Source organism: Micromonospora sp. NPDC047134 (assembly GCF_040643455.1).
Lineage (GTDB): Bacteria > Actinomycetota > Actinomycetes > Mycobacteriales > Micromonosporaceae > Micromonospora.
In genome coordinates this window covers 24,709-36,188 of record NZ_JBEYUI010000008.1, presented here as the reverse complement: position 1 = coordinate 36,188, position 11,480 = coordinate 24,709, and the positions used below count along the sequence as shown (strand labels likewise).

The window sequence follows — 11,480 nt, the reverse complement described above, 5'->3', positions numbered from 1 at the left end:
GTGGGAAGGGGTGAGGCGAATGCGAGGCGGGCTGGACGAGACCCTGGCTCGGATGCGGCGGCGCGAGGAGGCCCTGCGCCGCCGGTCCACCGGGGCCACCGACAGAGCCGACGAGGCAGCCGGGGCGGGGGATCCGGAGGGCTCCTCCGGCGGCCGCAACGCCGGGCCCGGCTGGACCACCCCCCGGGCACCGGCCGGGTCCCCGCCACGCGGTGTGCTCGACGATGTCGTCGAGGCGCTGCGGGCCGCCGTCGCGGTCCATCCGGGCGCGGCGGTCACCGCCCGGATCGACCAGGACGGGCAGGCGTACGACCTGCGGGTGGCCTGGACCGGTGCGGAGGTGACCGTGACCGGGCAGCCGGTGGTGGCACCCCCGGCCTGGCCGCTGTCGGAGCACACCGTCGCCGACTGGCCGGCCAGCCAGGAGACCCTGCCCGGCGCTCCGGCGGCCCGGCTGGCCGAGCTGATCCGCCGCAACCCCGCCCTGCTGGCCGGGGAGGAGCCGCCAGGCTGACCGGACGCGGGATGATCGCGCCGTTTAAGGTCAGGCGATGGGCGAACCCGAGTTGACCTTGACCGCGAGCCTGCGTCCGGCCGCGCTGGATGCCCGGCGCGGCGTCGTCCGGCTGCACCCCGAGGTGCTCACCGCCCTGGCCCTGCGGCCGGGGGACCCGGTCCAGTTGACCGGCCAGCGGGTGACCGCCGGCATCGTCGCCCCGGCCGAGTCGACCGCCAGCACCGCCCTGCTGTACGCCGATGACCTGATCCTGGGCAACCTAGGTCTCCGCGACGGCGGGCAGGTGCGGGTGAGCGCCACCCCGGTCGTCGCGGCCACCCGGGTGCTGCTCGCCGGGCCGGCGCAGATAGTCGCCGTGGTCTCCCCGGAGATGCTCCGGTTGGCCCTGCTGGGCAAGGTGGTCACCACCGGGGACGACGTCTCCCTGCTGCCCCAGGACATCCTGCCGGACGCCGCCACCCGCAACCTGGTCGAGGCGGCCCGGCGCAGCCTCTCCAACCGGGTCGGCTACGCCTGGACCAGCACCCTGTTGCGGGTCGTCGCGGTCGAACCCGAGGTGGGTGCCCTGGTAACCATGGACACCATGGTCGGTTGGCAGCACGGGGCCGCCACCGGAGGTGTCGCCGACCCGATCGCCACCCGCACGGCCTCCCTTGCCGGTCCCGGTGGGGCGGTCAGGGTCCAGGCCGGTGGGGCCACCACCGCCGGTACGTCTCAGGCCGACTGGACGGGCACCAGGGGCGCGGCCGAGGAGGAGCACGTCCCCTCGGTGGATGAGCTGCCCGGCCTGCGGGCCCAGGCCGAGGAGCTGAACGAACTGCTGGACCTCGGCTTCCACCACCGCGAGGTGCTGGCCCGGCTGGGCACCGCGGTGGCGCTGGGGGTGCTGGTCAGCGGTCCGGCCGGCTCCGGCAAGTCGGCCCTGGTCCGGGCGGTAGCCGCTCAGGTCGGGGCCCGGGTCCATCCACTCTGGGCACCCGAGATCGCCGCGCTGACCAACTCCTCGGCGGCGGACCGACTGCGGGCGACCACCGCCGAGGTGCTGACCGACGGCCCGGCCGTGCTGCTGGTCTCCGACGTGGAGGCGTTGGCCCCGGCGGACACCCCGGGACCGGTGGCCACGGTGTTCCGCCAGTGCCTGGCCCAGATCGTCCGGGCCGGCGCCGCCGTGGTCTGCACCACCAGCCGCCCGGAGGCCATGGACCCGGCGCTGCGGTCCCCGGATCTGCTCTCGGTACGGATCGATGTGCCCCTGCCGGACGCCGCCCTGCGCCGGGAACAGTTGACCGTGTTGACCCGTCCGGTCCCGCTGGCCGAGGACGTACGGCTGGAGGAGGTGGCCGGGCGTACCCCCGGTTTCGTCGCCGCCGACCTGGCCGCGCTGGTCCGGGAGGCCGGGGTCCGCGCGGCGCGGCGGCAGAAGTCGGCCGAGAACCCGACCGTACGGATGGCCGACTTCACGGCCGCCCTGGAGGTGGTCCGGCCGACGACCATGGCCGCCTCCACCCTGGAACTGGCCCGGGTCACCCTGGACGATGTCGGTGACCTGGTAGAGGTCAAGCAGCAGTTGACCGAGTCCGTGCTCTGGCCCCTGACCTACCCGGACACCTTCGCCCGACTGGGGGTGCAGCCACCTCGCGGGGTGCTGCTCTACGGCCCGCCGGGCTGCGGCAAGACCTACCTGGTGACCGCCCTGGCCGGCTCCGGACGGGCCAATGTGCTCTCCGTCAAGGGCGCGGAACTGCTGTCGAAGTGGGTCGGCGAGAGCGAACGGGCCGTCCGCGAACTGTTCCGCCGGGCCCGGGAGGCCGCCCCGACCCTCGTCTTCCTGGACGAGGTGGACGCCCTGGCCCCGGTACGCGGCCAGGCCACCGACGGTGGCACCACCGACCGGGTGGTGGCCGCCCTGCTCACCGAGCTGGACGGGGTGGAGGCCCTGCGCAATGTCGTCGTGGTCGGCGCTACCAACCGGCCCGACCTGATCGACCCGGCGCTGCTGCGCCCGGGTCGGCTGGAACGGCTGGTCTACGTGCCGCCACCGGACGCCGAGGCACGCGCGGCGATCCTGCGCGCCGCCGCCCGCAACGTGCCGCTGGCCGAGGACGTCGATCTCGACGAGCTCGGCGGAGACCTGGACGGCTTCTCGGCCGCCGACTGCGCCGCGCTGGTCCGGGAGTCGGCCCTGGCGGCGATGCGCGAGTCACTGACCGCCGCCACGGTCACGGCCGCACACGTGCAGACCGCCCGCAGTCGGGTCCGCCCCTCCCTGGATCCGGCCCAGGTGGCCTGGCTGGCCGCGTACGCCGAGCAGCGGAGCTGAGCCCTAGAGCGCCGGTGGGGTCGAGTCGAGGTGAATCTCGGCGTACACCTTCTCGCCGTCCTCGCGTAGCTTCGCGCCGCACTTCTCCAGCACGGACAGCGCCCCGCGATTCTCCGGTGTGGTGTCGGCGACCACCACCCGCATCCCGGCCGCGGCGGCCAGGTTCAACAACTCGCGTAGGGCCGCCGCGCCGATGCCCTGACCCCGGGCGGAGCGACCCAGCCACATGCCCGCCTCGACGGTGTCCGGGGCGTCCCGGCGGGTCATCCGGATCATCCCGACCACCTCACCCCCGGCCATGATCGCGTACATGGCGGTGCGGGGGGCCGAGTGCAGACCACCGAAGTTGGCCCGGTGGAACTCCCGGAAGGCCTCCCTGCGGGCGTGGGACCAGCCGGCCGGGGCATCCACTGGCGGCATCACGTCGTCCGGCTCCGCCTCAGCGGCTGCCACGGACAGCAACGGTTCAAGATTCTGCTCGTCCACCGGCTCCAACCGGACCGCACCCGTCACCTGCCGGAGTCTTCCGCGCTCGGCCGGGGAAGTCCACCGGGTTGCCGAGGAGGTGCCCCTCCGGTCCGCAGGAATCGACCAGTCGGGTCGGTTCAGCGGCGGCGGCTCCGGGCCCGGGAGGCGCGCAGTCGGCGCAGTCGGCCGACCAGCACCGGGTCGGCGGCCAGCGCCGCCGGATTGTCCAGCAGGGCGTTGAGCAACTGGTAGTAGCGGGTGGCGGAGAGCCCGAAACGATCCCGGATCGCCTGTTCCTTGGCGCCGGCGTGCCGCCACCACTGCCGTTCGAAGGCGAGGATCTCCTGCTCCCGCTCGCCGAGGGCACCAACCGACTCCGGGCCCGCAGCGACGGTCGGTGCTCCGGCTTCCGTGGTCGAGGCTTCGGCAGCGGCGGTCGGTGCGGACTCGGCTTCGGGTGCGGAACGCGGCAGCGGCACCGCCCCGGAGTCCGGGCCGGTCGGCACCCGGGCCTCGAAGCTCTGGGCGGTCGGGGTGGCGTCGGCGGGCGGCAATGGGGCTCCTCACGGGGGCGGCCGACACGGGCGACGCCAGCCGGGTTCCCAGCCTAACCACAGGTCACGGCCGACGCACCAGGAGCGCGCCGAGGCCGTTGCCACACCGGAACAGGTGCCGAAAGAGGTGCCCGCCCGTGGGCGCGATCCGGGGAGAGATCGTGCCCACGGGCGGCCTGGGTGCGGGTCCTCAGGTGATGTCGCGCCGACGCAGCGTCCAGAGGGCCCCGCCGAGGAACACCACCACCGCGACCGTGAACAGGATCGACGAGTGCTGCATGGTGATGTCCATGGTGGCCGGCTGGCACTCACCGGTGTAGGAGGCGTCACAGGATCGCCAGTCGGTGAGGGTCGTGCTCTTGGCCATCCAGGCGTACAGGTAGGTGGGCCACAGCCAGGCGTCGGCGAACCGGACCTGGGCCAGTTCCAGCATGATGGTCAGCCCGGTCTGGCCGACCACCATGACCGCCACCGCCCCGCCCAGTGCCATCGCGGTGTGCCGGCCCAGTGAGGCCAGGGCGAAGCCCACGGTCGCCGCGACCAGCACCAACACGATCCCGCGCAACCCGGTGAGCAGGAAGGACTGCCAGACCCCGGAGGTCACCCCCTCGGTGGTCCCGCGCCAGTTGGCGATCAGCCAGAGCAGGCCGAACCACACCGCGGTGGCCGGCACCGCCAGGGCCAGCATGCCGGTGAGCAACGCGCCCAGCTTGGTCAACAGAACGGTCAGCCGTTTCGGTCGCCACAGCAGCAGGTTCATCATTCCGCCGCTGTTCCACTCGGCGCCGATGAAGGAGGCCCCCACCACGTAACCGACCATGCCCAGAATCGCCGCGAGGGTGACCAGCATGTCCGGCACGTTGGTCTTGAAGATGAAGGTCGACGGGAGGTACCACTCCTCCTGGTAGCTCTCCCGTTCCGGCGGGGCGATCGTCGCGCAGTCGGCCGGGTAGTCGTCGACGTTCTCGCCGGCCGCCTTCGCGCGCTCACAGTTCGCGCGCTCCTGATCGGCCCACCGCACCTGCTCCTGGTGCTGCTGGTCGGCGGCCCGGCGGGCTTCGGCCCACTGTTCGGGACCGATTTTCTCGTTGGTCAGGAGCAGGCCCACCACGATCAGGCCCAGCACCAGCAGGCCACCCACGGTCGTCCAGCGGGCGAAGCGCCGCTTGGCCAGCCGGCGCAGCTCGGTACGGAAGAGACTCACGCGCCCCAACCTCCCCCGGTGGGTGCGGACGGTGCCGCCCCATCGACTTGTACGGACTGGTCGACCTGCCGATGCTGGCCGGGGACCGGCGCGGTGTTGGTCAGCTCCAGGAAGACGCTCTCCAGGTCCACCGTGACCGGGGCGAGTTCGCTGACGTAGAGGCCGTGTTCGGCCAGCAGCCGGGTGACGGCGGCCGGCTTGTCCACCCCGGAGACCATCAGATGGTCCTGGTTCGCGGTGACCCGGTAACCGTTGCCGTGCAGGGCGTTGGCGGCCAGCGGCAGGTCCATCACGGCTTCCAGCCGGACCCGGATTCCGCCGGAGGAGTGCTGGGCCAGCACCTCGTCGACCGGGCCGAAGGCCACCCGGCGACCCAGCGAGATGATGGTGACGGAGTCACAGATCAGCTGGATCTCGCCGAGGATGTGGCTGGAGAGCAGCACGGTCATCCCCGACTCGGCCAGGTTGCGCACCAAGGTACGCATCTCCCGGATGCCGCCCGGGTCCAGGCCGTTGGCCGGCTCGTCCAGGATCAGCAGCCGGGGGTTCTTCAGCAGGGCCGAGGCGACCGCCAGGCGCTGCTTCATGCCGAGCGAGTACGTCTTGACCCGCTCGCCGGCCCGATCGCGCAGGCCGACCAGTTCCAGCACCTCGTCGACCCGCTGGGCGGGCACCTCGCCGGCGCCGGCCAGCAGGGACAGGGTGTCGCGGGCGGTGAAGTTCGGGAAGAACTGCGGGCTCTCCACGATCGCGCCGACCTGCCGGGCTACCTGGGGCAGCGCCGCCGGCACCTCCTGGCCGAGGATGGACATCCGGCCACCGTCGGAGCGGATGAGACCGAGCAGGGTTCGCAGAGTGGTGGTCTTTCCGGACCCGTTGGGGCCCAGGAAGCCGTGCACCTCGCCGGCTTCGACCCGCATGTCAAAGCCGTCCAGGGCGTTGCGGGTGCCACGTCGTCGGCTCCGGTACGTCTTTCGTAGACCTTCGATTTCCAGGACAGCTGGCATGCTGCACCTCCCCCGTTGTGTGTGGGTGTCCACGTCACCATACGCGGTATGCAGCCGATGGCAATACCCGGTATGCATCAGCGTTTCGGGCGGCAGTCAGCCCTACCCTCCCGGCGGCACCCCTCACCCGCCGTACGCAGGTACGCAGGGCGCCGGCATCGACGGCGGGTGGTGTCGCGCCCTCAGGCGCAGATGACGTGGACCCCGGCGGCGCGGAAGGCCTCGACCACCTCGGATGCGGCACCCGAGTCGGTGACCAGGGTTTCCACCCGGTCGATCGGACAGATCCGGGCGAAGGCGTGACCCCCCAGTTTGGAGGAGTCAGCGATTATCACCACTCGTTTGGCCCGGGCCACCATCAGGTTGTTCATCGCCGCCTCCCCCTCGTGATGGGCGGCGGCACCCAGGTGGGGGTCGATGGCGTCCACCCCGAGCAGGGCCACGTCCAGGGTCACCTCGCGCAGCAGGGCCCCACCCAGGGGGCCCACCAGCTCGAAGGACTTGGGTCGCACCACCCCGCCGGCCACCACCACCTTCATCCGGGAGCGGACCAGCAACTCGTTGGCGATGTTGAGGGCGTTGGTGACCACGGTCAACTGGGCGCCCTCGGCACTGGTGTTGAGATCCGGACGTACGGCCAGGGCCCGCGCCACCTCGGTGCTGGTGGTGCCGCCGTTGAGGCCGACCACCGTGCCCGGAGTGACCAGGGCCGCGGCGGCCGCGCCGATGCGCTGCTTCTCCGCGGAGTGCTTGGCGGTCTTGTAGCGCAACGGCAGGTCGTAGGAGACCCCGTTGGCGACCGCGCCACCCCGGGTACGGGTGATCATCTGCTGCTGGGCGAGCTGATCGAAGTCCCGCCGGATGGTCGCCTGCGACACCGCCAGCCGCTCGGCGGCCTCCTCCACGGTGACCCGACCGGTGTCGGTCAGCATTTCGAGCAGGGCGTTCCATCTCGCGTAACGGTCCACCCCGGGACCTCCGTGTCTGCACGAACGGTGATTGGTTGCGTGCACACTAGTGCGCGAAACTACGATGAGGCAAAACCCTGCATTGCTCGATCATCCCAGCGGTTGCTATTTCCATCGGATTTCGCGCAGAATAACGCTCGAAAGACGGGCCAAACGAGCCGTAATGCGCAGCCGCTGCGAGGAGTTCTCATGGCGTTCGTTCCCGCGGAGATCGCAAGCCAGCCGGACTGTTGGCGCCAGGCCGCCGACCTGGCCCCCCGGGTCCTCGACCGGCTACCCCGCCGCGGTGAACGGGTCGCCGTCGTCGGCTGCGGCACCTCGTGGTTCATGGGGATGTCGTACGCGGCCCGCCGGGAGGCCGCCGGGCACGGCGAGACGGACGCCTTCCAAGCCAGCGAGTTCCCCACCGGCCGCCGCTACGACCGGCTGCTGGCGATCACCCGCTCCGGCACCACCACCGAGGTCCTCGACCTGCTGGCCGCCCTGCGCGGGCGGATGCCGACCACCGTGCTGGTCGGTGACCCCACCTCCCCGGCGGTGAGCCTGGCCGACGCCGCCGTCACCATGCCCTTCGCGGACGAACGGGCGGTAGTGCAGACCCGCTTCGCCACCACCGCGCTCGCCCTGTTGCGTACCCAGCTCGGCGACAACATCGACGCTCTGGTCGCGGACGCGGAGGTGGCCGTACGTGCCCCGCTGCCGATCGACCCGAACCTGATCGAGCAGGTCACCTTCCTGGGCCGGGGCTGGACCATCGGCCTGGCCCTGGAGGCCGCCCTTAAGTGCCGGGAGGCGGCCACCTTCTGGGCCGAGGCGTACCCGGCCATGGACTACCGACACGGCCCGATCTCGGTGGCCGCCCCCGGCCGGCTGGTCTGGGCCTTCGGTGACCTGCCCGAGGGCCTCCCCGAGGATGTCGCCGCCACCGGCGCGGCCTTCGCCCACAGCCGCACCCACGGGGTGCGTACCGTGCTGGGCCGCTGGGCCGCCGGACGTACCCCGGTGGACCCGATGGCCGACCTGATCCTGGCGCAACGGTTCGCCGTGGCCCTGGCGACGAGTCGCGGGCTGGACCCGGACGCGCCCCGGCACCTGAGCCGGTCCGTGGTGCTCGCGTGAGGCTGCGCGACGGCACTGTCGTCGTCGCGCTGGACGTCGGCGGCACCGGGATCAAATGCGCCCTGATCCGTCCGGACGGGGCCGTCGTGCACAGCGAACGGCATCCCACCGGCGCACACCGTGGGGCCGAGGCCGTGGTCGACACCATCCTGACCGTCGCCGAGGGACTGACCACCACCGCACGGTCCGCCGGGCTGACCCCGGCCGCGCTCGGCATCGTGGTGCCCGGCATCGTGGACCAGGCCCGGGGGATGGTCCTCTGGGGGGCGAACGTCGGCTTCCGGGACGTACCGCTGCGGAAGCTGGCCGCCGACCGGCTCGGCCTGCCCACCGCGCTGGGCCACGACGTACGCGCCGGGGGCCTGGCGGAGGCGCGGCTGGGTGCCGGCCGGGACACCGAGCACCTGCTGTTCGTGGCGATCGGCACCGGCATCGCCGCCGCGCACGTGGTCGCCGGTACGGCGGCCACCGGGGCACACGGCGCCGCCGGGGAGTTCGGCCACATCCTGATCCGTCCCGGGGGCCCGCCCTGTGGCTGCGGCCGATCCGGCTGCCTGGAGGCCATCGCCTCCGCCTCGGCGGTGGCCCGCCGCTACACCGACCTGGCCGCCGCCGGACCGGCCGTGATCACCGCCGCCGAGGTGGCCCAGCGGGCAGCCGCCGGTGAGGAACTGGCCACCCGGGTCTGGCGGGAGGCCGTCGAGGCCCTGGCCGACGGACTGGCCACCGGACAGGCCCTGTTCGATGTGGAGACGGTCGTGCTGGGCGGGGGCCTGGCCCAGGCCGGTCCGGGGCTGTTCGACCCCCTGAGTAGCGCGCTGCGTGATCGACTGACCTTCCACCGGGAACCGCGACTGGTCCCGGCCGCTCTCGGTGACCAAGCCGGCTGCCTCGGCGCCGCCCTGCTCGCCCTCGACCAGTTGGAGATGTCATGACCGTACGGGTGAACGGCCGGGTGGTGACCCCGAGCGGGGTGGTCCGACAGGGCTGTGTCGAGGTCAAGGGCGACCGGATCAGCGCGGTGGCCGAGTACCCGTCGGTGCGGGACGGGCACTGGATCGTCCCCGGCTTCGTGGACATCCACAACCACGGCGGGGGCGGGCACACCTTCACCACCGGCGACGCGGACTCCGCCCGGGCCGCCGCCGCCTTCCACCTGAACCGCGGCACCACCAGCCTGCTGGCCGGCCTGGTCAGCGCCCCCATCGAGCTGATGCGGTCGGCCACCACCGCCTTCGCCCCGCTGGTCAAGCAGGGGGTGCTTGCCGGCATCCACTTCGAGGGGCCGTACCTGTCCGCCGCCCGCTGCGGGGCCCAGAACCCGCAGTTTCTCCGCGACCCCTCACTCGACGAACTGACCGAGTTGGTCGAGCTGGGCGAGGGGACGGTACGGATGGTCACCCTGGCCCCGGAACGGGACGGGGCCCTGGCCGCCATCGAGATGCTCACCGGACGCGGGGTGGTGGCCGCGGTCGGGCACACCGACGCGACGTACGAGCAGACCCGCGCCGCCATCGCGGCGGGCGCCAGCGTCGGCACCCACGTGTTCAACGGCATGGGCCCGGTGCACCACCGCGAGCCGGGCCCGGCCGTGGCGTTGTTGAGCTCCCCGAACGTGTTCTGTGAGCTGATCGCCGACGGGGTGCACCTGCACGACGGCACCCTGACCTTCGCCATCTCCACGGCCGGGCCGGAACGCTGCGCCCTGATCACCGACGCGATGGCCGCCGCCGGTATGCCGGACGGCGAGTACGAACTCGGTGGTCAGGCGGTGACCGTCACCGAGGGGGTGGCCCGGCTGTCAGGCGACGGCGCGATCGCCGGCAGCACCCTGACCATGGACGCGGCGCTGCGGCACGCGGTGGCCGCCGGGCTCTCGGTGCCCGAGGCGGTACGCATGGTCTCCACCACCCCGGCGCTCGCCATCGGCCTCGGCAACGAGGTCGGCACCCTGCAGGCCGGTCTCCGCGCCGACCTGGTGGAACTCGACGAGGACCTGAATGTCGTCCGGGTGATGCGGGCGGGTGCCTGGGTGCAGTGACCGGCCTCAGCGCGGCGCCGGGATCTCCACCCCCAGGACGGCCTGCTCGTCGGGGCGGTGCACCAACTCCTCGGTCAGGAAGGACTGCACCGCGTGGCGCATCCCGACGTCCCGCCCGGCCCGCTCGGAGAGCAGCCACTTGTGCTCGATGATCTGGGCGAACAGCTCCTGCGGCTCCAGCTTGCGTCGCAGGTGCGCAGGGACGGCCCGGACCACCGGCTCGAACACCTCGGTCAGCCAGCGGTGGGCGGCCTGCTGCTCGTCGGTCAGGTCGCTCTCCGCCCGGTAGGCGTCCAGGTCGTTTAGCAGCTTGCGGGCCTGGTTCTCCTCGGCGTCCAGGCCGGTCAACCGGAGTAGTCGCCGGTGGTGGTAGCCGGCGTCGACCACCTTGGGTCGGATCAGGTAGCGCCCGTTGCCGATCGTCGACATGGCCACCTCGGCCACGTCGAAGCCCAGCTCGTTGAGGCGCCGGATCCGCCCCTCGATGTCGTGTCGGGCGTCCCGCTCCACCTGCTGCTCGTAGCTGATCTCGTGCCAGAGCCGTTCGTAGCGCTGCACCACCTCCTCGCAGACCACCTCCGGGTCGATCGAGTCGTGCAGCAGGCCGGCGGCCTGAAGGTCCAGGGCCTCGCCGAAGATGTTCACCCGGGCGATCTCCAGGTCCTCACCACGTTGACCGTTGGAGAGGGCGCTGCGCAGGGCCCCGGTCTCGGCGTCCACCAGGTACGCGGCGAAGGCGCCCGCGTCCCGCCGGAACAGGGTGTTCGACAGTGAGCAGTCACCCCAGAAGAAGCCGGTCAGGTGCATCCGGACCAGCAGGGCGGCCAGGGCGTCCAGCAGCCGCCCCATGGTTCCCGGTCGCAGGGTGTGCGAGAACAGCGCCCGGTACGGCAGGGAGAACTGGAGATGCCGAGTGATCAGCACCGGGTCGAGGGGCTCACCGGCCTCGGACTCCCGGTCGGCGACGATCGCCACCGCCTGCACGGAGGGGAAGTCGATCCGCTCCAGGGCGCGGAGCAGGTCGTACTCCCGCTCGGCGACCCGTTCCCCGGTCTCCTTGACCGCGTAGACGTACCCGCCCAGTCGCACGAACCGCACCACATGACGGGAGATGCCCTGCGGCAGGGCGACCAGATGCTCGGCCGGCCACTGCTCCAGCGGTGTCGACCAGGGCAGGTCGAGCAGGGCCGGGTCCACTAGGGCCGAAGTGATCCGCACGGCGTCAAGTCTGACGGCTGGGCCGCCGGAACGCTCCCCGGCGTGGCTGGGCACACAGTCACCC

At 72.3% G+C, this 11,480-nt stretch carries 11 protein-coding genes; 5 read left to right on the top strand and 6 right to left on the bottom strand.

Annotation, left to right across the window (positions count from 1 at the left end; genetic code table 11):
* Nucleotides 1-19: 19 nt before the first annotated feature.
* Nucleotides 20-514 (top strand): hypothetical protein, encoded by a 495-nt coding sequence (locus ABZ795_RS12540; RefSeq protein ID WP_327023851.1) that lies wholly within the window; start codon nucleotides 20-22, stop codon nucleotides 512-514.
* A 37-nt stretch (nucleotides 515-551) separates the two neighbouring features.
* A complete protein-coding gene (locus ABZ795_RS12535) occupies nucleotides 552-2,837 on the top strand; it encodes an AAA family ATPase (RefSeq protein WP_357530383.1) in 2,286 nt (761 codons plus the stop codon).
* 3 nt (nucleotides 2,838-2,840) lie between these two features.
* Here the strand turns inward: ABZ795_RS12535 and ABZ795_RS12530 are convergent, their stop codons facing one another.
* The 5 genes from ABZ795_RS12530 to ABZ795_RS12510 all read right to left on the bottom strand — a co-directional run bounded on the left by ABZ795_RS12530 (nucleotide 2,841) and on the right by ABZ795_RS12510 (nucleotide 7,038).
* Nucleotides 2,841-3,350 (bottom strand): GNAT family N-acetyltransferase, encoded by a 510-nt coding sequence (locus tag ABZ795_RS12530; protein WP_357530382.1) that lies wholly within the window; start codon nucleotides 3,348-3,350, stop codon nucleotides 2,841-2,843.
* Between the two features lie 92 nt (nucleotides 3,351-3,442).
* The gene (locus ABZ795_RS12525) at nucleotides 3,443-3,811 is read right to left on the bottom strand and encodes a DUF3263 domain-containing protein (protein ID WP_327027392.1); all 369 of its coding nucleotides are present in this window, start codon (nucleotides 3,809-3,811) and stop codon (nucleotides 3,443-3,445) included.
* Nucleotides 3,812-4,049: 238 nt separating this feature from the next.
* Nucleotides 4,050-5,063, bottom strand: coding sequence for an ABC transporter permease subunit (locus ABZ795_RS12520; RefSeq protein WP_357530381.1), 1,014 nt, complete (start codon nucleotides 5,061-5,063; stop codon nucleotides 4,050-4,052).
* Nucleotides 5,060-6,070, bottom strand: coding sequence for an ATP-binding cassette domain-containing protein (locus ABZ795_RS12515; RefSeq protein ID WP_357530380.1), 1,011 nt, complete (start codon nucleotides 6,068-6,070; stop codon nucleotides 5,060-5,062). The genes ABZ795_RS12520 and ABZ795_RS12515 overlap by 4 nt, the downstream gene beginning before the upstream one ends.
* A gap of 182 nt (nucleotides 6,071-6,252) precedes the next feature.
* Nucleotides 6,253-7,038 carry a DeoR/GlpR family DNA-binding transcription regulator gene (locus tag ABZ795_RS12510; RefSeq protein WP_357530379.1) on the bottom strand — a complete coding sequence of 262 codons (786 nt, stop codon included), beginning with the start codon at nucleotides 7,036-7,038 and terminating at the stop codon, nucleotides 6,253-6,255.
* A gap of 189 nt (nucleotides 7,039-7,227) precedes the next feature.
* On the opposite strand from ABZ795_RS12510, the gene ABZ795_RS12505 reads away from it, so the two are divergent.
* From ABZ795_RS12505 to nagA, 3 genes are read left to right on the top strand one after another with little or no spacing between them, the layout of a single operon-like run.
* Nucleotides 7,228-8,157 (top strand): sugar isomerase, encoded by a 930-nt coding sequence (locus ABZ795_RS12505; protein ID WP_327023845.1) that lies wholly within the window; start codon nucleotides 7,228-7,230, stop codon nucleotides 8,155-8,157.
* Nucleotides 8,154-9,092: an ROK family protein gene (locus tag ABZ795_RS12500; RefSeq protein ID WP_357530378.1), complete on the top strand. Its 939-nt coding sequence runs from the start codon at nucleotides 8,154-8,156 to the stop codon at nucleotides 9,090-9,092. Before ABZ795_RS12505 ends, ABZ795_RS12500 begins: the two co-directional genes overlap by 4 nt.
* Nucleotides 9,089-10,198, top strand: a complete 1,110-nt coding sequence (nagA, locus tag ABZ795_RS12495) for an N-acetylglucosamine-6-phosphate deacetylase (protein WP_357530377.1) — start codon at nucleotides 9,089-9,091, stop codon at nucleotides 10,196-10,198. The genes ABZ795_RS12500 and nagA overlap by 4 nt, the downstream gene beginning before the upstream one ends.
* Before the next feature lie 6 nt (nucleotides 10,199-10,204).
* On the opposite strand, the gene ABZ795_RS12490 is transcribed toward nagA, so the two are convergent.
* Nucleotides 10,205-11,416, bottom strand: a complete 1,212-nt coding sequence (locus ABZ795_RS12490) for a DUF4032 domain-containing protein (protein WP_357530376.1) — start codon at nucleotides 11,414-11,416, stop codon at nucleotides 10,205-10,207.
* Nucleotides 11,417-11,480 lie beyond the last annotated feature (64 nt).

Bases quoted from the DNA above. Each gene is read 5' to 3' on its own strand.
- ABZ795_RS12540 (WP_327023851.1), top strand. From the start codon at position 20: ATGCGAGGCGGGCTGGACGAGACCCTGGCTCGGATGCGGCGGCGCGAG.
- ABZ795_RS12535 (WP_357530383.1), top strand. From the start codon at position 552: ATGGGCGAACCCGAGTTGACCTTGACCGCGAGCCTGCGTCCGGCCGCG.
- ABZ795_RS12515 (WP_357530380.1), bottom strand. From the start codon at position 6,070: ATGCCAGCTGTCCTGGAAATCGAAGGTCTACGAAAGACGTACCGGAGC.
- ABZ795_RS12505 (WP_327023845.1), top strand. From the start codon at position 7,228: ATGGCGTTCGTTCCCGCGGAGATCGCAAGCCAGCCGGACTGTTGGCGC.
- nagA (WP_357530377.1), top strand. From the start codon at position 9,089: ATGACCGTACGGGTGAACGGCCGGGTGGTGACCCCGAGCGGGGTGGTC.